The 22,266-nt window shown below is 46.6% G+C and carries 20 protein-coding genes; 14 read left to right on the forward strand and 6 right to left on the reverse strand.

What is annotated here, in order from left to right:
- Window positions 1–27 precede the first annotated feature (27 nt).
- The 7 genes from AC1DLM_RS06695 (at window position 28) to AC1DLM_RS06725 (ending at window position 9,030) form a co-directional block, all read left to right on the forward strand.
- On the forward strand, window positions 28–3,090 hold the full coding sequence (locus AC1DLM_RS06695) for an MFS transporter (RefSeq protein WP_441988178.1): 3,063 nt from the start codon (window positions 28–30) through the stop codon (window positions 3,088–3,090).
- A gap of 12 nt (window positions 3,091–3,102) precedes the next feature.
- Complete coding sequence (locus AC1DLM_RS06700; RefSeq protein ID WP_441988179.1) at window positions 3,103–3,540, forward strand: ATP-binding protein; 438 nt, start codon at window positions 3,103–3,105, stop codon at window positions 3,538–3,540.
- Window positions 3,537–3,872 (forward strand): STAS domain-containing protein, encoded by a 336-nt coding sequence (locus AC1DLM_RS06705; protein WP_441988180.1) that lies wholly within the window; start codon window positions 3,537–3,539, stop codon window positions 3,870–3,872. Before AC1DLM_RS06700 ends, AC1DLM_RS06705 begins: the two co-directional genes overlap by 4 nt.
- Before the next feature lie 39 nt (window positions 3,873–3,911).
- Window positions 3,912–5,324, forward strand: a complete 1,413-nt coding sequence (locus AC1DLM_RS06710; protein WP_477569493.1) for a PP2C family protein-serine/threonine phosphatase — start codon at window positions 3,912–3,914, stop codon at window positions 5,322–5,324.
- Between the two features lie 130 nt (window positions 5,325–5,454).
- Complete coding sequence (locus AC1DLM_RS06715) at window positions 5,455–6,417, forward strand: eCIS core domain-containing protein (RefSeq protein WP_477569494.1); 963 nt, start codon at window positions 5,455–5,457, stop codon at window positions 6,415–6,417.
- 43 nt (window positions 6,418–6,460) lie between these two features.
- Window positions 6,461–8,494, forward strand: coding sequence for a hypothetical protein (locus AC1DLM_RS06720; protein ID WP_477569495.1), 2,034 nt, complete (start codon window positions 6,461–6,463; stop codon window positions 8,492–8,494).
- A 14-nt stretch (window positions 8,495–8,508) separates the two neighbouring features.
- On the forward strand, window positions 8,509–9,030 hold the full coding sequence (locus AC1DLM_RS06725) for a YbjN domain-containing protein (RefSeq protein ID WP_477569496.1): 522 nt from the start codon (window positions 8,509–8,511) through the stop codon (window positions 9,028–9,030).
- Between the two features lie 74 nt (window positions 9,031–9,104).
- Here the strand turns inward: AC1DLM_RS06725 and AC1DLM_RS06730 are convergent, their stop codons facing one another.
- Window positions 9,105–9,842 carry a hypothetical protein gene (locus tag AC1DLM_RS06730; protein WP_477569497.1) on the reverse strand — a complete coding sequence of 246 codons (738 nt, stop codon included), beginning with the start codon at window positions 9,840–9,842 and terminating at the stop codon, window positions 9,105–9,107.
- A 412-nt stretch (window positions 9,843–10,254) separates the two neighbouring features.
- The gene (locus AC1DLM_RS06735; RefSeq protein ID WP_477569498.1) at window positions 10,255–11,133 is read right to left on the reverse strand and encodes a pentapeptide repeat-containing protein; all 879 of its coding nucleotides are present in this window, start codon (window positions 11,131–11,133) and stop codon (window positions 10,255–10,257) included.
- A 126-nt stretch (window positions 11,134–11,259) separates the two neighbouring features.
- Here AC1DLM_RS06735 and AC1DLM_RS06740 point away from each other — a divergent pair, with 126 nt between their 5' ends.
- The 5 genes from AC1DLM_RS06740 to AC1DLM_RS06760 all read left to right on the forward strand — a co-directional run bounded on the left by AC1DLM_RS06740 (window position 11,260) and on the right by AC1DLM_RS06760 (window position 15,727).
- Window positions 11,260–11,685 carry a GTP pyrophosphokinase gene (locus tag AC1DLM_RS06740; RefSeq protein ID WP_441988187.1) on the forward strand — a complete coding sequence of 142 codons (426 nt, stop codon included), beginning with the start codon at window positions 11,260–11,262 and terminating at the stop codon, window positions 11,683–11,685.
- Window positions 11,686–11,827: 142 nt separating this feature from the next.
- Window positions 11,828–13,012, forward strand: coding sequence for an ATP-binding protein (locus AC1DLM_RS06745; protein ID WP_477569499.1), 1,185 nt, complete (start codon window positions 11,828–11,830; stop codon window positions 13,010–13,012).
- Window positions 13,013–13,473: 461 nt separating this feature from the next.
- Entirely contained in the window at window positions 13,474–14,001 is a 528-nt protein-coding gene (locus tag AC1DLM_RS06750; protein ID WP_477569500.1) for a P-loop nucleotide/nucleoside kinase family protein, read from the forward strand.
- A gap of 69 nt (window positions 14,002–14,070) precedes the next feature.
- Window positions 14,071–15,159 carry a low temperature requirement protein A gene (locus AC1DLM_RS06755; RefSeq protein ID WP_477569602.1) on the forward strand — a complete coding sequence of 363 codons (1,089 nt, stop codon included), beginning with the start codon at window positions 14,071–14,073 and terminating at the stop codon, window positions 15,157–15,159.
- A gap of 25 nt (window positions 15,160–15,184) precedes the next feature.
- Window positions 15,185–15,727 (forward strand): GNAT family N-acetyltransferase, encoded by a 543-nt coding sequence (locus AC1DLM_RS06760; protein WP_477569501.1) that lies wholly within the window; start codon window positions 15,185–15,187, stop codon window positions 15,725–15,727.
- 47 nt (window positions 15,728–15,774) lie between these two features.
- On the opposite strand, the gene AC1DLM_RS06765 is transcribed toward AC1DLM_RS06760, so the two are convergent.
- Window positions 15,775–17,775 carry a hypothetical protein gene (locus AC1DLM_RS06765; protein WP_477569502.1) on the reverse strand — a complete coding sequence of 667 codons (2,001 nt, stop codon included), beginning with the start codon at window positions 17,773–17,775 and terminating at the stop codon, window positions 15,775–15,777.
- Window positions 17,776–18,277: 502 nt separating this feature from the next.
- Window positions 18,278–19,618, reverse strand: coding sequence for an MFS transporter (locus tag AC1DLM_RS06770; RefSeq protein ID WP_477569503.1), 1,341 nt, complete (start codon window positions 19,616–19,618; stop codon window positions 18,278–18,280).
- 170 nt (window positions 19,619–19,788) lie between these two features.
- On the opposite strand from AC1DLM_RS06770, the gene AC1DLM_RS06775 reads away from it, so the two are divergent.
- Together AC1DLM_RS06775 and AC1DLM_RS06780 are read left to right on the forward strand one after the other, a co-directional pair.
- Window positions 19,789–20,067 (forward strand): autorepressor SdpR family transcription factor, encoded by a 279-nt coding sequence (locus AC1DLM_RS06775; protein ID WP_441988194.1) that lies wholly within the window; start codon window positions 19,789–19,791, stop codon window positions 20,065–20,067.
- Window positions 20,064–20,702: an SdpI family protein gene (locus AC1DLM_RS06780; RefSeq protein ID WP_441988195.1), complete on the forward strand. Its 639-nt coding sequence runs from the start codon at window positions 20,064–20,066 to the stop codon at window positions 20,700–20,702. The genes AC1DLM_RS06775 and AC1DLM_RS06780 overlap by 4 nt, the downstream gene beginning before the upstream one ends.
- Window positions 20,703–20,744: 42 nt before the next feature.
- On the opposite strand, the gene AC1DLM_RS06785 is transcribed toward AC1DLM_RS06780, so the two are convergent.
- Window positions 20,745–21,728, reverse strand: a complete 984-nt coding sequence (locus AC1DLM_RS06785) for a bile acid:sodium symporter family protein (protein ID WP_477569504.1) — start codon at window positions 21,726–21,728, stop codon at window positions 20,745–20,747.
- Between the two features lie 42 nt (window positions 21,729–21,770).
- Entirely contained in the window at window positions 21,771–22,202 is a 432-nt protein-coding gene (locus tag AC1DLM_RS06790) for an Lrp/AsnC family transcriptional regulator (RefSeq protein WP_171632277.1), read from the reverse strand.
- Window positions 22,203–22,266 lie beyond the last annotated feature (64 nt).

Below are 22,266 nucleotides of genomic sequence, written 5' to 3' on the forward strand. Positions count from 1 at the left end.
ATAGACTAATAGATTGGACCTGATGATATGCAAGGAACCTTAAAAGGGTGGATAGGGCTGCGCACAGAAGACAGTCGTAAACTTTGGATGATGCTGCCGATCTTTTACTTTAGCGGAATTGCGGAATCCTTAAATTACACGGCGTTCATGGCACTTTTTAATCAGCGCTTCGGCGTGCAATATTTGCCCTATATTTATATGGTTGAAGCTGCTATCATGCCGCTCGAAGGATGGCTCCTAGCCAAACTGGCGAACCGGCTGCCGAAGGCTAAGATGATGACGACACTCTATCTTATTATGATGGGACTTCTCTTCCTGAACGGTGTTGTGCTCCTGGGATTTAAGCTCGGCGGTATCGACTATCGCTACTACTATCCAATTCTGTTTCTCTCTTCTAACTTTGTCGTAAGGCAGCTAACTTTGCTCCTGTGGAGTACAGCGTTTGACTTGTGTCCTACCCAACAGGCGAAGCGACTTATGCCCGTATTCATCGCTGCTACAACGACGGGTGGCATTACCGCAGGCTTGTTGGCCCATCAGCTTGGTAAACTGCTTGGCACAGAAGCTGTGTATGCTCTCGCCCCAATTCTCATGGTGTTCGGCTTCGTCTTCTTTCGCAGGGCACTCATGCGGTATTTAGTTCCGCTAACCCTGAAGGAAGATAAGAGACTGAATAAGGCCCAGCCCGTCTCCCGCACTGATAACGAAGAGAAACAGCCAACTTCCGGCTACTATGCGAAGCAGATGCTGCGAAATCCCTTCCTCCTGTGTGCGGTTGCTCTAATGACACTGATGCCGGCTGTTTATTTTATGATGGAGTATCAATATTTCACGGCTGCTGAATATAAGTTCTCTAATGAGGGAGATTTGACCTCGTTTTATGGCTTAATCACAGCGATTCAATTTACGTTCTGCTTATTGCTACAAACAGTATCTACGCGCTTAATGAACTGGTTAGGCGCCAGTAATATATTATTAGGCATCACGATCATCTTCTTCGGCGGCTTTGGCCTCACAGCGTTATTCATGAATCAATCGCTCGGATTGGTCATGGTTTCCGGGTCGTATGCGGTGTTTTATATTTTGCTGTACTACATTGCAGAGCCTTGTTATCAGCTTTTCTTCAAAATGATGCCAATCTCCAAACGGGATGGCTATCGTTATTTCGCGCAAGGTGTTGCAGCTTCTGGCGGTATACTTATTGGCTCGCTCTTCTCTATGCTGTACTCGTTTGGTCTTCTTCAATTGTCGCCTCTGGCTTGGCTAGGCATGGTGATTGCAGGGATTCTAGTCGTTGTAGCGTGGTTCGGCAGGAATTTGTATATTCGTGAATTGGTCAAAAGCGTTCAATCCCTACATGGGGATTTATCAGAAATTGCGAGCTCTTTTATCGGGGGCATTCGCAGCTCTAAGGCATTATCGGCTATTCTAGCCTATCTGAAGCATCCGAATGATTACGTGCGAGAATTAGCTCTAGAAATTATTGGTAAAGCCAAAGATTCTGCGTTCTTGCCGCATTTGATCCAAATGATTGGGGAAGAGAGCTCGCGGATTCGCATCGCGGTATTACGTGCGATGAACTTGCAGGGTGCCACCATTCAGGACCTCGTGCAAGTCGCGTCCTTCTTGGAGGATGAGGATCCTGAGGTTCGTGCTGAGTGCGTGAAGTTGATTTCAAAAGCTTCGCATCTGAAAAGTCAGTCCCATTTCTTTATCCGTGTGAAGCTATTGGATACGCATCCGAAGGTTGTGCATGAAGGCGTCAAAGCTTTGTATGCCCTAGAAAGCGAAGAAAGCTACGCGGCTTGCGACGAAGCCATTATCAAAATGCTAGATACCGGCGGCGAATGGGCCGTCTATGGCTGCCATACCGTAGCTGATCTGAAACTGAATACGTATGCTGATTGGGTCGTTTCGTTACTCGATGAGGAGCGTCCTGCCGTGAAGGTAGCAGCTGCGCATTGTATCGGTAAGCTTCAGCATGTGGAAAGCATCCCCATGATGCTGAGTATGGTATCCATGGCAGATCAAGAGCTGCGCAAAGCCATTCTGCAAGCTTTTGTGGATATGGGTGATAAAGCACTGCCGATCTTGATGGCATATAGTCAGCATCCGAATCCATTCATTTGGAATGCGGTTGTAACCACACTTGCTGAGCTATTGGATGAAGGCAGACTTCATTCAGAGCTCGCCCAATTATGTGCGCAGCGTCTGCAAGCATCAACCCAAGAACGTGCATTGCCTGCTGCGCTAGAGAAACTTGGCCTGACGGGCCTAGCGGAATTGGCGAAGGAACGATGTGGAGAGCTGCATGAGGCACTCATTGACGGAGCATGGGCAGTCATGGCTAAGCTCGTCGATGAGCGAATCATAATGACGCTGCGTGAAGCCATTCAAGACGAGAATATCGAACTTCGTGAGAACGGGTTAGAGATCCTTGCGGAGGGGCTCGGCGATCGTAAATTGGCCTATGCGTTGTTAGACCAGTTGAAGCAACAAGGCGTTACGGATGTCATGGAGGAATTACAACCGCTTCAATTGGTTCAAGAGGCGACAACATGGTCAGATAGCTGGCTCAAGGATATTTCCATCTACGCACTAAGCGCATTGGAGCGTGCAGATATGAAAGAAGAACGTAAATTTTTAACGATGCTGGATAAAGTAATTTTCTTGAAGCAAGTCAGCTTATTCGCGGATTTGTCGGTCGATGAATTAGGATTAATTGCGGGTATTGCGACGGAAGAAGTGCACGAGGATTTAACCTACTTATTGCGGCGGGGAGAATCGAACGCTGCTATGTATCTCCTTATTGAGGGACATGTTGAATTAAGCAATGAGACCGGTGTTGGAGAGACATCGACGATCGGGGTTTTGGGACCTAAGCAAGCGGTTGGCGAAACGACTGCGTTAGATGGCTCACCTTCATCTGTTACCGCACAGGTCATTTTTGATGAGGTACGTGTCCTTACTTTGCAAGGGGAGAGCTTGTCTCGCTTAGTGAGGTTATATCCGGAGATCGGGATCGGGATGCTTCACGCATCAAGTGCAAGAGTACGATTGCTTGAAAACATGCTGTTGAAAATGTCGTAGGAGTGATCGCCCTTGGGCATTGAGTCCATCGTATTGCGCAACGAGTTACAAGAACTAGAGCGTCTACAAGCCTTTATCCAAGGCTTATCAGGGTCCTTCGGCATGGATGAGAAGTCTCTGTTTCAAATCAATTTGGTCTGCGATGAGCTCGTAACAAACATTATTCTATACGGCTACCCATCGGCTCAAAATGGGATGCATACGATTCGCCTTGATGTTGGGCAAACCCCTGATGGTTGGGAGCTTTGTCTGAGCGATCAGGGAATTCCTTTTAATCCACTGCTCAAATCCAGTCCCCGCACCGACCAGAGCATCGAAGAGCGCGGGATCGGGGGACTTGGTATCCACTTTGTCCGGCAAGTGATGGATGAACTTCGGTATGAGCGTTTGAATGAGGAGAATGTGCTGCTAATGAGAAAAAATCGGATCCAAGAGGAGGGTGTTTCATGACTATTACCGAGCAAGTGCAAGGTGACATTGTGCTAGTGAGCTTACAGGGCAGATTGGATGGGAATACATCCGCAAGTTTGGAATCTGCGTTCGCTAAACTAGTGGAGCAAGGTAATGGCAAGTTCGTATTTAATCTGCAAGGACTGGATTATGTCAGTAGTGCAGGACTACGAAGCTTGCTATCCGCTGCCAAAATGGTCAAAGTCATTCAGGGCAAGCTAGCGCTGGCTCGTATGAATGAGCAAGTGAAGGAAGTTTTTGATATGTCGGGCTTTAGCAGCATTTTCAAACTGTATGAGACGGAAGATGAAGCGGTTAATGCCATTAAATAAAGGCTAATTACATGACATGCAACAAAGGAGCTGAGCTGGATGGAGATAGTCGTAGGTGTGCTTGTTATCCTGTGTCTTGTGGCTGTCATCCAGTTGCAGTTTGGGAATCGAAAGCGGCGAGTAGCAGAGCTGGAGCTGGAGCGGACGATGCAGCTTTTTGATGTAAGCCTGGAAGTGAACTCGACGATTCGCAAACAGGATTTGCTTGTCAAAATCATGGAAACCTCCTCCCGCATCATGAACGCGGAGGCTTCGTCCGTTATTTTGGTCGATGAGGAGAAGGGCGAACTGTTTTTCGATCTTGCACTTGGAGCCAAAGGTGATGAGGTGCGTGAAATCCGGCTCAAGATCGGCGAAGGTATCGCAGGCTGGGTCGCACAGACAGGAAAGTCGGTCAAGATTGACGATGCTGCGCGAGATGAACGCTGGTCGTCAAAGGTCGCGAAGCGCGTCGATTATCCAACCCGCAACATGCTCTGTGTTCCTCTCGTCAGCAAAGGGAAGATCATTGGCGTATTGCAGGTGTTGAACAAACGTGGCGATGCACCGTTCACGGATCGAGACTTGCAGTTGCTGGAATCGATCGCTTCGCCAACAGCAGCTTCGCTAGAAAATGCTATGCTGTACGATGCGCTCGAGAAGTCGGTACATGCATTGAAAGTTACGACGGCAGCTAAGGAACGCATGGAAAGTGAACTGCGCATCGCAGCGGATATTCAGATGGGTTTTCTCCCTCGGAAGAGCATAAGTCTACAGAGTCGTGGCGAGGATGCTGAGGGGCTTACTAGTGCCCAAGCAGAGGCTCAGGCGACGATTCGACCCGCGCGTGAAGTAGGCGGTGACTTCTATGATTATTTTCGTATCGACGAGAATCGTTTGTTTTTCGTGCTGGGTGATGTGTCTGACAAAGGAATTCCAGCCGCTCTATTCATGGCGGTAACCATGACGCTGCTCAAAGGAAAGATGTCCGTGGAATTGACGCCAGGTGAGTTGCTGACGGCTGTCAATCAAGAGCTGTATAAGGATGATTCGACCATGTTTGCGACAATTTTCTGCGGCGTGTTAAACATAGCGACAGGTCAGCTTCTATATAGTGATGGCGGTCATTGCCCTCCATATATCGTGAAGGCTAACGGTGAAGTGGAGCTTTTGAAAGGGAAAAAGGGACTTCCTCTTGGTGTTATGGACGACATGCTATATATGGATAATGAGGTCATGTTAGATCTAGGAGACCGCATTATCGTGTACACGGACGGTATTACGGAGGCTGAAGACCAACTTCAGAACCAATATGGTTTTGTCCGCCTGAAGGAAGTATTGGTTAGGGAGCAGGCAAGTAAGCCTGAGCAATTGCTTAGTCAAATGGTGCAGGATGTAGATCTGTTTGCAGATGGTGCTGTGCAATCGGATGATATCGCTGTGCTCATTATAGATCGCAATTCGATCAAATAGTAAACTCCGCTTCATAGCGTTGTGATATAGTTAATTGACAGACTTCTTGAACAAAAGGGACGGACATATAGAAGTGCAAATCAGGGTTGAACGAATGCTTCCATCAAAAGCTCGCTAGGAGGGTTATGCCATGCAAAAATCCCATATTAACCGGCAACCAGATTCTTCTTTGCATACGAATCAGAAAAGTAATAAAACAAACACTTCTGCCTCATCCGATCTGATGAACATTCAACGCGCTATCGGCAATCGCGCTGTAGGCAATATGTTGAATATTCAGACCAAAATGACGGTTGGTCCAGCTGGTGATGCGTACGAGCAAGAAGCAGATCAAATGGGGAAACAAGCAGCGGATCATATTGCTGCTTCGGAGAGTGGCGGCACTTCTAAACCAGATGTTCAACGCTCAGAGGGCGGGGAATCCGAGGATGAGGAATTGCAGATGAAGCCATCATCGGAGTCGGTCCAGCGTTCAGAGGGCGGGGAGTCAGAGGATGAGGAGTTGCAGATGAAGCCATCATCGGAGTCGATCCAGCGTTCAGAGGGCGGGGAGTCAGAGGATGAGGAGTTGCAGACGAAGCCATCATCAGAGTCGATTCAGCGCTCAGAGGGCGGGGAGTCGGAGGATGAGGAGTTGCAGATGAAGCCATCATCAGAGACGATTCAGCGCTCAGAGGGCGGGGAGTCGGAGGATGAAGAGCTGCAGATGAAGCCATCATCGGAGTCGATCCAACGTTCAGAGGGCGGGGAGTCAGAGGATGAGGAACTGCAGATGAAGCCATCGTCCGAAGGCGGTTTTGAGGCTGGTGAAGGGATTGAATCGCAGATTAAGGCGAAACAAGGCAGCGGCAGCAAAATGGATTCAAGCATTCAAGCGAAGATGGAATCAGCGTTCAAGACCGATTTCAGCAACGTAAATATACATAATGATTCAGAGTCATCGAAGATTAATCGATCTTTAGGTGCAGAAGCTTTTGCTACGGGAAATGATGTGTTCTTCAGGGAAGGCCGATACAATCCAGATTCACGCGAGGGGCAAGAACTGCTTGGTCATGAATTAACGCATGTTGTTCAACAACGAGGCGGTAAGTAAAGCAAGCAAATAAGAATTTATACCATGAAGGAGCTAGGTAGAGATGCCCCAAGGAAAACAAGGTCTAACCAAACCAGTGAGCCCCTCGCATCAGCAACAGCAGCCATCGCTATCGGGCCCGACAAGTACGAGTGCCGCACAAATGTCACCTATGGGGACAAACATCTTTATGCAGATGCAGCGTACGGTTGGTAACCGTGCTACACAAGCTTACGCGAATCAGGTTATTCAGCGAAATCCAAATCAATCTCAAACGCCAGTGCCCACCGTGCTACCGCCAGTAGCCTTCCACCGCCGCAGGGCAGGGACTGGCACACCGCCATTGCCTACAGTACAAACGCCAGCACCAACACAAACAGGGACTGTTCAGACGCCAGCACCAACACAAACAGGGATTGTTCAGACACCAGCACCAACACAAACAGGAACTGTTCAGACACCAGCACCAACACAAACAGGGACTGTTCAGACGCCAGCTCCAACACAAACAGGGACTGTTCAGACGCCAGCACCAACACAAACAGGAACTGTTCAGACACCAGCACCAACACAAACAKGGACTGTTCAGACGCCAGCTCCAACACAAACGGGAACTGTTCAGACACCAGCTCCAACTGTGTTTGTGCCAACGGTACCTTCTGCCTCTACCATGCATCCTACTGGCGACGATACCAAGGATAATGCAGACATGACAGCTGGGGTTGGCGGAACGTTCTCCGACAGCTTCGGCAAACGTTCCGATGATTTGAAAGAGTCATACGATAAGACGAAGGATGCTGGGACTGCACAGCAGTCAGCTACGATGGGCGCAGTAGCATCTACCGCAGATCTTGTAAGCGGGCCTTTCCAGATCATGAGTGCCATAAGAGAAACGCTCTCTGTTTCTGGTGATGCGAACCGGACGGGGCATAACAAACGTTGGCAATATGCAGGTACAGGATCTTCTATGATCGAATCAACCGGTAAAATGGTCAGCGGCTCGGCTGGTCTAGTCGATAAAGCAGCCAAATCAACGGGGAAAGACAAAGGGGTCGGTGGTTCTTCCTCCGTCAGTGATTATACGGGCACCGTAGCGGAAGCGATCTCCGCAGTCAAAAATACGATTATGGCCGTTAAAGGCATTTATGATATGTACAGTAAGGCCTCCGAAAATGGCGGGCTCGATAAAGGTGAGAAAGCAAGAGGGACGTTTGAGATCATTAGTAATGCGATCCAAGCTGCACAATCGGGTATCAAAGTGGCGAAAGGCATCATGGAGATCATGGAGACAAGCACAGCTAGCTTGACAGCTGTTATACCAGGCGTCAGCATTGCCGTAAGCGGTGTGAAAATTGCTATCAAAACGGTTGATGTGATCAAAGCGGGCTTAAATCGCARTGCGATGACGACGATGAAACGTGATTTCAAAGGTAAAGCTGGGAATGCCGATATTCTCAAAGAAAAACGTTGGTACACGCGAAATGCTGGTGTCGACAAAGCGAAGCTAGCTACGAAAAAGGCACAGTTGAATGCTGATATTGCGTCAGGTGATCCAGCGAAAGTAGCAGCAGCCAATCAGCAACTCGATGAAATCGCCCAATATGAATTAGCGAAAGAAATGAAAAATATTAACGTGAAGCGGACTGACCGAGGCGCTATTCAAATCGGGCTTGAGCTTACGAAGATCGCTGCCGATATCGCGACACTTACTGGGGTAGGTGCGCAAGTAGGCACACCGCTGAAAATCGTTGCCACAGGTATTGGTGCAGCTATGCCAATTGCCAGATCCTTGAAGCAAGCAGGACGTGACCGCGCATCGAAAGCAGGCGCATGGGGAATTACTAAGGCAGTCTTCAACGCGGATAAATCAACCGAGAAGAAGCTGGAAAAACGTGCGCATGACACAGATCTTATCTTCGATATGTTTAGTAAGCTACCTGTCTATGTTGAGACGGATGCGGCAGTCGTCGCGCGTTACAGACAAGTAGAGAGCTTTGTAGAGGCAGCTGGCATCAGCATTCAAGCTCTGTATCAGTTCGAGAGCGACCCAGCTAAGCTGAAGGGCGCCATTGTTGAAGCAATGAGCAAGAGAGAATAGGAGATTGAACCGATATGTTGACTGAGCTTGTACATGCGCGTCATTTGGCGCAATTAGGGCAATTGAAAGAGATTTTGGATGAAGCAGAGCTCGCCACGAATTTATTAGAGAAATCCGAGGCAATCCCGCTGCATGTGCTAATGGCTGGATTTCAAGAGGATAGCCAAGGAAGGGATCGTTTTCTTCACTTTAGCTTTTTACCGTTAAATGATGAGGATATTGTCGCGATTCAACTTCTACAGATCTACAGTACACTGCCGTTTCATCTGCAAGCAGATGCCCGTGAAGATGTAGCCGCGCTCTTGCTCGAAATCAATACACGCTTGCCAATTGGTCACTTTGGCGTGAATGAGGAAGGCGAGATCCACTATCGTTATGTCTATAGCCTATCCGCTTCGCGTACGTTTGATAGTGATGAAGTGTTAGAGATTCTTACCCTGTTCGTATACATGTGTGATATGTTTGCAAACCATATTGAGCAGGTTGCCAGCGGTGAAGCGAAGGCAGAGCAAGTCATTCAAGCGTTAAGATCATAAGGAAATGCGATAAAGCCTCCAAACCCACTCGTTGTGGTGTTGGAGGCTTTATCATTTCCTCGGAAATATTCGACTTATTTCACCTTGTTTTGCAAGAGTTCAATAAACTGCTTGCCTGCATCTCCCATTTGACCGCCTGCAGGACGATTACCTCCACCGAAGCCGCCACCGTTTTGTCCTCCGCCACCAGCGTTACCACGCTCGCCTGAACCATTCGGTTTTTGTCCTCCGGCTTGCTGGCCACTTCCAGCCCCATCCGTGGCGTTTGCTTTAGGCGTAGCTGAAGCATTAGGCGTTTGAGCTTTGCCTGCATCGCTGCCGGATCCACCATTTCGATTGCCTTGTCCCTGGCCGTTTTGCCCGGCATTACCTTGTCCGTTCGGCCCTCCGTTGCCACCGTTACCACGATTACTCATGCGTGTTTCTGCATCCGTTAGGAAGGTCTTCTGAGCATCTGTCAAATTGGCCAGCAGCTTGGTTTTATTGTCGTCGCTGAGCTCATTCTTCGTGACGATATCCTGAGCGACAGGCAGCATGGCTTGCGCTTGCTCCTTCGTGATGGTCAATCCATCGGATTTATCMATCATGCTCAGCATTTGAAACGTACTAAAAAGCTGTCTCTGTGCTGGATCCATCGCAGGGCGATTTTGTTGGTTATTCTGTTGGCCATTCCCATTCCCTGCGGCCTTCTCCGTTTGCTGCCCAGGCTGAGTGGTGCTGGCTGCAGCGGTTTGAGTGTCAGATTGATTCCCGCATCCAGCTAGAAGAATGGGGATCAGGATGCATATGCCTGCTAATTTTTTAATACTCATACGTGTATGTATCACTCCTATTAGTTTTGTCTACGTTGTCATTGTACGATGGCATTATGAAAGAAAAGCGAATAAATGCTGAAAGCCAGCTTAAAATTAGTGTTTAATATAACATGAGGGGGGCGGCGAATACTGTTTGGCGAATGGTCAAAGATCTCTGAGCAACATATTTGGATAGTAAAAGTCTTAAGGGAAGATAACTGTAAAAAATACAGTTAAATTTCACCATTCCAACCAGTAGGAAGGATTAGATGGAAAACCTGTAGTTTATTCCTTCGTTTTCGTCCATTTATGTAAATGTAGCTTGAATTAGCTTCAAAAAATCCAGTTATTCTCCAATATGCGCTTAAAATCGCAAAATTACATGGAGTTTTTCCATCTAACTCCACAGGACGCTCCCCACACCTTGTAGCTACTCGCTGCTAAAGTGTGCAGGGCGTGTTAAGTACGCAGGCAGCTTCGTGTGCTTATCGCCTTTGGCGGCATTCACTTGAAATTGAGTAAGAAACAGACTATCGCTCAAATCCGCCCCGCGAAGGTCGGTGTCCCGGAGATCAGCACCGATGAGATCTGCTTTGCGCAGATCGGCATTTCGCAGATCAGCTGCTATTAAATAGGCGCCTCGTAGATTGCTGGCCCGGAGATCAGCACCTTTCAAATTCGCACCAATCAGATCCGCTCCTCTGCCATAAGCTTTGCGGCGGCCTTTGGTCTTGGAGCTTGTGAGCTCTTGGAGTGCCGCTTCGCGCACGCGCTCACTAACTTGAAGGAGCAACACATTCACGGCTGTTCGATGTGCAGCAACGTCCAGCGTGGTCAGGCTATCGGGATCGAGGTTCGTGAGGCGTTCCGTTTCAGCGAGCAAGGCGCTCAGTTCCCCATGAATCTCATCAGTCGATGACAAGGTTAAGGCATCCGTCAAATACCAGAGCAGCTCATGAAGCTGGCGCATCAAAGGGAATACCTCAAACATTTGCTTCGCGGTGTCAGGAGCTTTACGCCAATCTGTACCACCGAAGGTGCTCTGCGAAACTTTCTGTCCCGCACCGAAGCAGTCATATACAGTACATCCTCGAAAGCCAATCTGACGAAGCTGGGTATGAACACCACAACGAAAGTCGGATTGCAGGTTCGTACAGGGCTGTCCAGCATCCTTATTATTGGCGAAATCCGTTGAAGCAGCGTAGGGCAGCGCTACACAACATAAACCAAAGCAATTCTCGCAATCTCCTTGCATATGTAGGCGTTTACTAGCCGTTGATAGTTTTGAAAAGTTATCATTCTCTAGCATCAATGAGGTTCTCCTTGTTTCGTTATTTTTTTACATTATACAATGCAACAGCCATATGCAAAAACAGGGACTTATGCTATAACTGGTGAAAAAGCTATTTCACGAACAAGGTGAGAGGTGACATCCATGAGCACATTAACGAAAGCCATTTTAATCGCAGCAAAGGCCCATGATGGTCAGGTAGACAAAGGGGGCAGCCCCTACATTTTACACCCCATTCGTTTGGCTAGCAGGGCCAAATCAACGGAAGAATCCATCGTTGCTGTTTTACATGATGTTGTGGAGGATTCGGATTTTACCCTATTTGATTTGAAAAAAGAAGGCTTTAGTCTACCTATCCTTGAAGCGCTAGATTGCCTTACTAGAGGGCCGGATGAAACGTATGAAGGATTTATCAAGAGAATCAAAGTAAACCCATTAGCGACGGTTGTGAAGCTTCTGGACTTAGAAGATAATTGTGACCTCGGTAGAATTGAACAGCCTACCAGACAAGACTATGAACGAATCGATAAGTACAAAAAAGCGATAGCTGAATTGAAATATGGAAGCTGACACCTGGGTGTCAGTTTTTTTTGTCGAAAAAGACTTGAAGAGAGAGGACATCAATCGACATACGAAATGAGCTTTTTGCAATATGATAAGTGTATGCGTACAGGCTGACTATACAAAATAAATGAAGAAAGGGATGATCGCCATGAACAACATAAAAATATCCTCAAAAGGTATCGAAAAAGCGCTTCGTAAGTTTGATTATTTGCAAGCTATTGCCGAATATATTTGGAACGGTTTCGACGCTGAGGCTACGGCGGTAGACATCACCCTTCATAAAAACATACTAGACGGTGTGGATCAAATCGTAATTGCAGACAACGGCTATGGCATTAAGCTGAAAGATTTAGAAGGAAAGTTTACGCCGTTCTATGAATCTGAGAAGAGTGTGGATCCTGATAAACGGGGGAGAACGACTTCGGCCATGCATGGGAAAAATGGGATAGGTCGCTTAACCTTTCATCATTTTGCTTCGGAAGCGATTTGGCAAACCACGTACGAGGATGGTCTCCTGCTCAAAAATACGTATAAGATTCATATTCAAGCGAAACAATTGGATGCCTATCATGTGACCAAGCCTGATCTAACGGATAAGGACAGAGGGACGACCGTCACGTTTAACAATATCATCAAGGAGTTCGTGGCCCAGGATTTTCTGGCATTTTTGAGCAGAGAATTCGGATGGTTCTTAGAACTGCACGCGGACAAGCCTTACACGATTCGTATTGATGGTGAGCCGCTGGACTATGCTTGCTTGATTGCGGAGAAGGAAACCTTCACATTCGTACATCCGATGTCGCAGACGAAATTTGGAATCACGTACATTCGTTGGGAAGATCGCATGAATCATGAATATTCGAAGCTGTATTTTATCGACTCGAAGTTGAAAGAGCAGCATAAACAACCCACAACGTTTAACAATAAGGGAGATTCTTTTTACCATAGTGTCTACATTCAGAGTAAGCTATTTGATCAGTTTGATTTTAGTAGTGAGGATCTAAGCGGGCAGCAGTCGTTTACATTCGGTGCGAGTCGCAAAAGTGATGCTTTTCAATTCTTATTGGATGAGCTGGGCACGTTCATTAGTGAGAAAAGGGAGCCCTATCTGCGGAAATTATCCGATGCTGTCATCAAAGAATTCGCGGAAGCGAAGGCGTTTCCGACGTTCACTGGTGATCCAGAGGCGGCGAACCGTCGGGATGAGCTCGAAGCTGCGATTCGTGAGTTATGCCATGCGGAACCCAAGGTGTTCGCACGATTGAATCCGGAACAGAAGAAAGTGCTTGCGCACCTGATCCACGCTGTGGGGCGGAGGAACGACAATGGTTGATGGCAGCTCTATGAGATATAATTAGGGGAGGCCAGTTATCCTTGGAAGGAGCGCCGACGATGAGTATTGCAGAAGTAAAGCAGATTAGTGATGTATCTAAAAAAGAACGTTGGCCCTACCCGCGCACGTTTCAAGCGCTATTGGATGCAGGTGCGACGTCCTATCGAAAATAAGATTGTGCAGCTAAGCTGCGTCCTCACAGGGCGTGGCTTTTTCATATCGAGCAATTAACTGGGTTTTCTCCATCTAAATGACCGATTGTCCATAATTGTTATAAAATAGCTACATATTTTCCATCAAATTCCGATAATCAGTTGGATTCGAGGAAATTAGCTGTAGGTTATACAGTTAAACTCTACTCTGGAGCTACAGGATTATCCATTTTCATCACGAATACGTGGAGATGGCATTTTTTAAGGGAGAACGAGAAACTCATAATGCTTGCAAAAGGGGTGTTAACCATGCAAACTGTCTATCTGGTATCTGGACCAGCAGGGGTGGGGAAATCTACGACTTCACGTGCGTTGGCCAAAGCTTTGCCAAACTCCGCATATATTTCTGGTGATGCTGTCAGTCATATGCACGTGAATGGTCGGGAGAAGCCATGGGAAAGTCGGTCCGAGTTATCACTTATTTGGCAAAACATTTGGCGGCTTACGTCTAATTTTATTACACATGGTGTAGATGTGGTCGTCGATTATGTGACATTTCCTGAAGAGGCAAAGTGGCTTCACAAGCAATTAATAGCATTAAATACTAATGTTGTTTACGTTGTATTGTGGACAGACAAAGCGACGCTTCTGCAAAGGGATCAAACGAGATTACCGCAGCATCAAATGGGTGAACGTTGCCTAATTCTCATCGATGAATTTGAGAACGCTGGATTAGAGTTGATACATTTCCTGGATACGAGCTTACACCAAATTGAGAACTTGAATGAGATCGTAGATGACATTCGGAGTAACGACAGATATAGGTTGAAATCGTAATGACGAGGAAATGAGCAAAGGAGCCCAATAATGAACAATCCCGCAACAGGGCTGCATCACATCAAAGCAATGGTCGAGAAAAAGGTAACTTGGCTTGAGCTATTCTATGACCTGCTTTTTGTAGCAGCTGTTTCCAAAGCAAGCCACGTCCTGCTGCATGTGCATCACGGAACGATCCCACTGGAGTATTTAAGCAAATTCCTTCTTATCTTTATTCCGATTTGGTGGGCATGGGTAGGGCAGTCCCTATTTGTAAATCGGTTTGGACGGGACAGTACGTCGCATCGTGTTTTTCTTATACTGCAATTATTTTTCGTGTTAATTATGACGGCTAGCCTGTCCGTCGACTTTGATCAGTATTTTGTGCCATTTCTCATTGGTTACTTAGGTTTGCGAGCAATGACGGCGATTCAATACTTGGCTGTACATAAAAAAGAAGAAGATCATCGACAGATCACTGCACGTTATTTAGGCAGCCGTTTTTGGATCGGATTGGCCATATCGGCACTCTCCCTGTTTTTTGACTMATGGATTCGCTATGCGGTGTTGTATGCGGGCATTATGGTGGATATTTTGCTCCCCTTACTAGGTCGAAAATATTTGGTGAGAAGCCCGATTAATACGCACCATTTACTAGAGCGTTTCTCCTTATTTACGCTGATTCTGCTTGGGGAATCGGTTATAAGCATACTGACTGTTTTACAGTCGAGTGATTGGACATGGCGATCCATCCTTTTCGCATCGCTCACCTTTCTGCTCATTATTGCGATGTGGTGGCAATACTTTGAGAATGTCGAGAAGAAAGTGAACAAAGCCTTAGAAACGGCAGGTCAGACGATCATCTATGGACATTTATTTATCTATTTATCCTTGTGCATGATTGCCGCATCGATCCAGCTGTTATTCTTGGAGCAATTGAACTATGGGTTTATGTTAAGCTTTATTTTCGGCTCTGTCCTTCTGTACTTTTTCTCAACATCGCTAGTCTTCCATAAATATAGACATGCACATCAACGATTAAAGATTGTGCATTTAGCCCTATTTCTAGGAGTACTTGCTGTATCTCTCGGGTTGGATCTGATGTTCGAAATGCCGAATTACGTAATCATCGGAGAGATGATGTTATTTTTTGCTGTTTACGCGAAGGGAACGACTTGAGAAATCACTTGGAGGGGAAGAAGATATGCGCATTGAACTGGATGCTGATCTTACACTTAAATCACTCGAACCAAAGGATGCTGAAGCCATATTTGCATTAACAGACAGCTGTCGTGACTACTTGAGAGAATGGTTGCCATGGGTAGATGCAACACGGAATAGCGATCATTCAAGAGCTTTTATCCAGCACTGTCAGAATCAAGAGGCATCTAATAATGGCTTCAATGCTGGCATTTGGTTCAAAGGAGAGTTTGCTGGCTGCATCGGATTTCACCCGATCAATTGGACTAATCATAGCGCTAGTCTGGGTTACTGGTTAGGAGAAGGCTTTCAAGGATATGGCATTATGACCCGTGCCTGCCAATGGCTTGTGGACTATTCGTTTAACGAACTGGGCTTAAACCGAGTTGAAATCAGATGTGGGGATAGCAACTTCAAAAGCCGAGCCATTCCCGAGAAATTAGGGTTTACGAGAGAAGGGCAGATTCGCGATGCTGCATGGCTAAATGATCATTACATCGACCTCATTGTGTATGGCATGCTAAAGCGTGAGTGGAGGCAAGGTTAATTGAAAAAAGCAGGTTGCCTCGGCAACCTGCTTTCTTGTACATAGGGCTATTTCGTATTATTCATGATATCCCAATCACGCTGCAAAATAATTCGTTCGCCAACTTGGAAACGAATGGTTAGATGATTCATTCCTGGCTGAAGTGGGTGATCCATTGAAATGTCATAAAGCCGACTACTATAACCTAAATCATAAAGTAGTTTCATCGCGGCAACTTGTTCGGTTGTGGATGTTTGGCCCAAATCTCGGTTCTTCACTGTGATTTGTAAGCCAGGAGCGAGGCTATTGAACTCTACATACCGATTTTCATAGATAAGCCCTGACAAATGCAAAGGATGATCAGCAGCAACAGGTGGCAGTTGTAAGTTATTAATCTTGTACTGCTGAGCGCTCAATGTGATAACCTTGCTATCCTTATAACCGATGTTAACGCTTGTGGCAGCTCCAAACAAAGTCCTTATATCGGTCAGACTGAGGAATGGCGGGACTTGATCACTAGAGGAATCAGGTGCAGACGATAGTTTCAATTGTTTAGCTAGTTTACCGTCCCAGAGGGTTCTAGCCTGAAGATCGCCTGCTTTAATTTGAAAAGCATAGCCGGAATCGCTCTTTAACGTCCACCAGCCTGTAACGTCTGGACCTGATAGAGCGAATTGATACAAACGCGCTAGATAGGCAGTATCTAAGTAGGGTTCACCTTGCTTGTCGTCGTATCCGACGGATACATTGCCGTCGGTATAGGCACCGTTCTCATTTTGATTGAAACCTCCTTGATAGGAGCTATCACTCTGGATTAACATATCGGATTCGCGGTCCTTCAGGATCACCCTATCTTGAAAGGGATCAAGACGAATCCAAGATTTACCTACGAAAGAGTTAATCTGGAACCAACGGATTCCATTCGGGTCCGTCCAAGCAGCTATTGGATGGAGAGTTTGTGGGCCAATCTGTCCATGATTGAGGATAATTCCTGTATTTGGATACCGAAAAAGCGCCGTGACAGGAGAGTTAAGTTGTATCGTTGCGGTCTCAGCGACTGCATCCTCAGGCTCGGCAAATGTAGGATTAAACCAACCTTCACCCTGCGCGGTACGAATGTGATACCAATCACCGTCATAGCCATAATTCGTGATGTACTCGTTATACGTCTTCTCAAAGTAAGGCAAGTCACCTGTAAGAATGAGCTTAGGCTCATCCTCATACTGGGAGGAGGGATACGTATACAACGCACTTGGCTTTGTTCGTTTAATGATCTTGGTTTCAGCTATGATCGGTTGTCCGCCACCAGATGTCCATTTCACACCATCAGCTGTTTCAATTTGATAATAGGTGCCGAGAAAAGTGCGGAATTTACCGGTCACATGCGCAAACTGCTTCGAAAGAGTTCCATCTGTTCGATAAGTTTGATAATCGAATTGAGGCTTAAAATTATAGTAATAATTTGAAAAATAACTCATTTGATCTGCCGGATAAAAATTACCGATCCCATCTAGATTTAAATGAACCCATTGATCTCCCAGCCAAGTTGTGTGGATTTTAAGCCACTTTTTTGGATTGTATACTTCGCCTGTTCCAGAGCTATTCCTGAACCAACCTTTTTCTGCGTCGACCACTTGGACTTCTTGTGGTGAAAGGGCCGCTGTCGGCTTGCTGTTTTCCGAAGGCTTCGCATATAGAGGAGTCTCGGTCATCAAATCGATTGTCGTTGGCGGCGGGGTATCGAATTGCCAAGGAGCGGTTTTAATCCATCGATCCCCAGCGTCGGTATGAATTTTCCACCAGTTCCAAGCTCCTGACCAGTGGTTTTCGGCTTCAATGACCTTAACCGTTTGTGGGGAGAGGGACCCTTCCGCTTTGTTCAACAGGGCATTCGGAATCACATAATAGGGAATGTCCTCAAGCAGGGTTAGCTCTCTGGGGATATGGATCCCGTCCGCGACTTCCGTTGGTGTATCTTCATATTCATAAGCGTTTCCTGCAGAAGCCCCAAGACTGACTTGCAAACCTATAGCGACTATCCCTAGTGCTATTGTCCTTTTCCACATCATCTGTCACTTCCTTAGTCGGTTATTTCAATCACCTAGTATGTTCTACTATAAAATGGATAATAAGTTGTGCGAAAGGGCCAAAAAAGTGTGTGGAAATGTTATTTGAGATTTATGTACATGAGATCAATCAAGAGGGCAGGATTGCTTCCGAGCATCGCGCTCAAAAAGGCACCATCACTCCCAAAATGGAATGAAGGTGCCTTTACTCAACGGGGCAGAGAATTTAGATGGAAAATCTACAGTTAAATTTCGCGATTGTTCGACCAAACGCAGAATAGATGGAAAACCTACATGTAATAATAAGATTTTTACCTAATACGGCCCAAAAGAAGGGAATTTAACTACATAATTTACAGTTAAATCAAGTTTTCGAAGGAATTAAGCATAAATAGATGTATATTTTCCAGGTAATAGCGTGCAAGTCCTTCGAGGGTAGACGACTACTGTGATTAGATCGATACTTGGGCGGTATTGTCTCCATGTACGGAACATGTATCCCTCGCTAGTTGGCCGCTGAGCCATCCTCGGCACCCGTCCGTATCCTCGACAGCCCATACCACAGCAGCATCCCCAGTGAACAAAGCCCAACCACAATTAACAATCCATACACATGCTTGTACGAAAGTAAAAGCGACGTATTCCGCTGGATCTCCAGTAGAATACCGCATATCGCGACAGACATGGATCCTCCAAAAAACTGGATCAGCTGCATAAGTCCCATGCCCGAGCCGATTAAATGCTTCGGCAAGATGCGTGAAGTCTCGTTATTTAACGATGCGATTGTCGCGGAAAAAGCAGGAGAGAAACAAAGATAACCGATCATGACGACAAGCGGTGAAGCACCAAGCCATATCGAGAATGCGATCATCACCAACGATAAAACTCCATGGCCGATGAGCAGAAAACGCAGATTGCCGAACCGATCAATCCAGCGGCCGACGAAGCGGGTTAAGAACGCCGACAGAATCGCTCCTGGCGCAATCGTTAAACCGATGGTCATGGCGGATTGATGGAACACTTTGGCCAGAACGAGTGGCATTAGAAATAAATTCCCAAGGTTCAGGACCAAGATGCAGAACCCAATGACGACAAGCTTCCGAAACGCTGGATTCGCTAGCAATACAGGATTAATGAACGTGTCGCTTGATCGCCGTAGATGCCACACATGTATGCCGAAGGAAATGGCACTAATGGCAAGCCACACGCCAGAAATTTGTGTGACCGCGAGTAGCAAGGTCGCGGCATTGATGACTGTCAATAGCGCCCCTAGCAGGTCAAATCGGAACGGCACAGGCTGTTCTTTGGGAAGCAAGCGCAAGAGAACGGGAAGAATGACTAGAACAAGGCAAGTAATGGCGAACAACCCATTCCAGCCAAAGTATTCACTTATTAATCCGCCAACGATCGGGCCGAGTCCGAAGGCCATCGCGCTCCCAGCGGAGATCATTGCAATGGCTGAGCCTCTTCGTTCAATCGGGATGTAGCGACTGGCGAGAACCAATCCAAGTCCAGCCATCACTCCTGCGCCTGCGGATTGGAGAATACGCGCCGCCAGCAGTGTGTGGAACTCCGTTGCGAACAGTCCGAACACCGAGGAAAGTCCGAGCACAATAAGCCCTACCGTGAGCAGTTTACGAATCTGAACCACATCGGAGAGTCTACTGTATATAACCGTAGATAAGGCATAGCCAATGGAATAGCTGGAGATGACCCAAGAACCGAGATCTGCCGTGATATTAAGATCTTGAATAATACTGGGAATCGAGACGTTGAACATCGTCGTATTCATAACCACAATGAACAAGCCGATTGTCCAAACGGGCATTACAATTTTATCGTTCATGTGAACCATCCTGTCTGATGCGTGAAGTTAAGTATGATTTTTCTATTATAAACCTACATCGCCTAATAGCCAAAACAGAGGAAGGCACATGCCAATTGACAGGAGGAGAAAAAGGAGGTATTATTTCATTATACATTTAGATAAATATCTAAATAAGGAGGAACTTCCATTTGAATGAGGCATTTAAAGCGCTGGCGGACCCGACTCGTCGTGAAATTTTGCAACTGCTGCGAGAAAAGAGTATGAATGCTGGCGATATTGCTGATCATTTCAAGATTAGTAAGCCGAGCATATCGCATCATTTGAACCTGCTTAAACAGGCTGGATTGGTGATGGATGAACGTCAGGGACAACATATCATGTATACCTTGCACACCACGGTTGTTGAAGACGTCATCGGATGGATGTTTAACATACTTAACAAAAAAGATGAGGAGGAATCGTCATGAAAAAATGGAAGGAGATTTTGTTACTTGTGATTAGCCTTTCACCAGCGATCGGGGGCTTCATTCTGTATAACCGTCTTCCGGACACGATGGCGAGCCATTTTGGCGTCAATAATGAAGTGAACGGGACGATGAGCAAAGAAATGTCGCTACTCATGCTAGTACTGCTGGGTCTGCTGCCGCTGTTCATGCGGGCTATGAGAGCGATTGATCCGAAGAAAGCAAATTTCGAGAAATTTCCTGCAGCATTTGAGGTGACGCGGTTCGGGGTTACGATTCTTTTAGCTATCGTAGGTTGGGCGATCATTGTCTTTAACTTGGGCTACAGCCTGGACTTTAAGAAAATAACGATGATATTGCTGGGCGTGCTGTTTGCTGTGATGGGGAACTTTTTAACACAAGTGAAGCCCAACTTTACGTTCGGCATACGGACACCATGGACACTCGCTAACGAAGAAATTTGGAGAAAGACACATCGTTTGGGAGGTCCGCTGATGATGATTGGCGGCATTGTTGCCTTCATTGCAGCGTTTTTAACGAGTTCAATTGCAATCGGCATATTTATAGCCGCTATCGTCATTAGTTCCTTCATTCCGATTATTTATTCGTATGTGATGTTTACTCGCCTTTCGAAATAAGGTGGAGCGTTTAGACTGCCAGCGATTGCTGAGCAGTCTTTTTCACATCTGTTTAACACCATTAACATGTAAGCTTTGCGTATCACTTTTCAAGGCATATTTCCGATTCAGCAGAAAGCCGAAGAGGGAAGCAAGGGATTGCTGGAACAGCATGCCAAGCACAACTGGGATCGCCACGGGTGGCGGGAAATAAGCTACAGCGAGTACCGCGCCCGCACTAATATTACGCATACCACTGTTAAAAGTAAGGGCAACCACGACATCTTGTTCCCAGCGGAACAATCTAGCGACAAGCCAACCGATCATGTAGCCAAGTGAGGCCACGACAAGGACAAAGCCTGCCAAACCGAGCAGTTTTGCGTTGAAGTCACGCAAATACGGAGCGATGACGGAGCTGTTAATGGCAACGACGACGCCMATGAATATTTTCGAAAAAGGACCTAAACGGCCTCCCCATTGCTCCTTAATTTTCCCCCGCGTCCATTGATTCAGCCCCATCCCAATGAGAGAAGGAACGACGATCATGAAGAACAAGCCTTTCATCATCGCAAACGTATCGAGCTGCACTTTGGTACCAACCAATACAGAGAGCGTATACGGCACGACGAAGGGGGAAAGGATCGTATCCATTAGGATGATCGACAACGTTAATACAATATTGCCTCGATAAATGGCTACCCACACGAAGCTTGTAATCCCTGTTGGAATGGCTGCGGCCAAAATAAGTCCCGTAATCGTCAGAGGTTCGTGACTATAGACAGCATGACCCAGTCCGAGTGCGATCAGCGGCATCCCGACATGCAAAATGAACAAAGTCGTGAGAAGCGGCAGTGGTTGAACGACGACCTTGATGAACTCTTTGAAGCTCGAAGCGATACTCCCCGAAAAAGTCATGAAAGCAAACAACCACGGCGACAAATAAGTAAATCCTGATAAGTGACTTCCGAGTAGAACCCCGATAAGAACACTAATGGGTGTGATTAGCGGTAAAATCTTTTCTAACTGACGGTTTAACTGAGGCAGCATCTAGGTGAACATCCTTTCGTGGCCAGCTTGAAGCGCAGGCTGCTATTTGACTTGACCGATGGAAAGACTGACTTTGTAATTGCCATAGATGAGAAGCTCATCCAGAAATGCATTTAGTTCAAGTGGCGTATGAACGCGAACTCGCATCCAGTAGCAGCCTTCGCCGCTGACACGGTGCGTCTCTACAACACTTTCTTGATGTTGAATATATGTGAGGAAAGCTTGATGAGCAGTGTTAGATTTCATAAAAACAACGATAAACGCATGCACGACCTGCCCGATTTTCTCGGGATTCCAGTTCACGGTGTAACCCGTAATGATACCGAGATCTTGGAGCTTACGTATACGTGCGCCGACCGCTTGGCCAGTTAGATGTACCTGTTGACCAATGGCTTTGTGCGACTGAGTGGCATCTTGCAGTAAATGCTGTAAGATACGTAAATCGATCTCATCGATCGGTGGGTTGCTTAGCACTTGTTGAATTCCTTTCACAATGAAATGGAAAATCGGTTATTCTTTTCAGCAGATGGTATGGGTT

The organism is Paenibacillus sp. 01T442 (assembly GCF_056398345.1).

Coding starts and splice junctions, on each gene's coding strand:
- AC1DLM_RS06695 (WP_441988178.1), top strand. CDS start 28: ATGCAAGGAACCTTAAAAGGGTGGATAGGGCTGCGCACAGAAGACAGT.
- AC1DLM_RS06705 (WP_441988180.1), top strand. CDS start 3,537: ATGACTATTACCGAGCAAGTGCAAGGTGACATTGTGCTAGTGAGCTTA.
- AC1DLM_RS06710 (WP_477569493.1), top strand. CDS start 3,912: ATGGAGATAGTCGTAGGTGTGCTTGTTATCCTGTGTCTTGTGGCTGTC.
- AC1DLM_RS06715 (WP_477569494.1), top strand. CDS start 5,455: ATGCAAAAATCCCATATTAACCGGCAACCAGATTCTTCTTTGCATACG.
- AC1DLM_RS06725 (WP_477569496.1), top strand. CDS start 8,509: ATGTTGACTGAGCTTGTACATGCGCGTCATTTGGCGCAATTAGGGCAA.
- AC1DLM_RS06735 (WP_477569498.1), bottom strand. CDS start 11,133: ATGCTAGAGAATGATAACTTTTCAAAACTATCAACGGCTAGTAAACGC.
- AC1DLM_RS06740 (WP_441988187.1), top strand. CDS start 11,260: ATGAGCACATTAACGAAAGCCATTTTAATCGCAGCAAAGGCCCATGAT.
- AC1DLM_RS06745 (WP_477569499.1), top strand. CDS start 11,828: ATGAACAACATAAAAATATCCTCAAAAGGTATCGAAAAAGCGCTTCGT.
- AC1DLM_RS06750 (WP_477569500.1), top strand. CDS start 13,474: ATGCAAACTGTCTATCTGGTATCTGGACCAGCAGGGGTGGGGAAATCT.
- AC1DLM_RS06760 (WP_477569501.1), top strand. CDS start 15,185: ATGCGCATTGAACTGGATGCTGATCTTACACTTAAATCACTCGAACCA.
- AC1DLM_RS06765 (WP_477569502.1), bottom strand. CDS start 17,775: ATGATGTGGAAAAGGACAATAGCACTAGGGATAGTCGCTATAGGTTTG.
- AC1DLM_RS06770 (WP_477569503.1), bottom strand. CDS start 19,618: ATGAACGATAAAATTGTAATGCCCGTTTGGACAATCGGCTTGTTCATT.
- AC1DLM_RS06780 (WP_441988195.1), top strand. CDS start 20,064: ATGAAAAAATGGAAGGAGATTTTGTTACTTGTGATTAGCCTTTCACCA.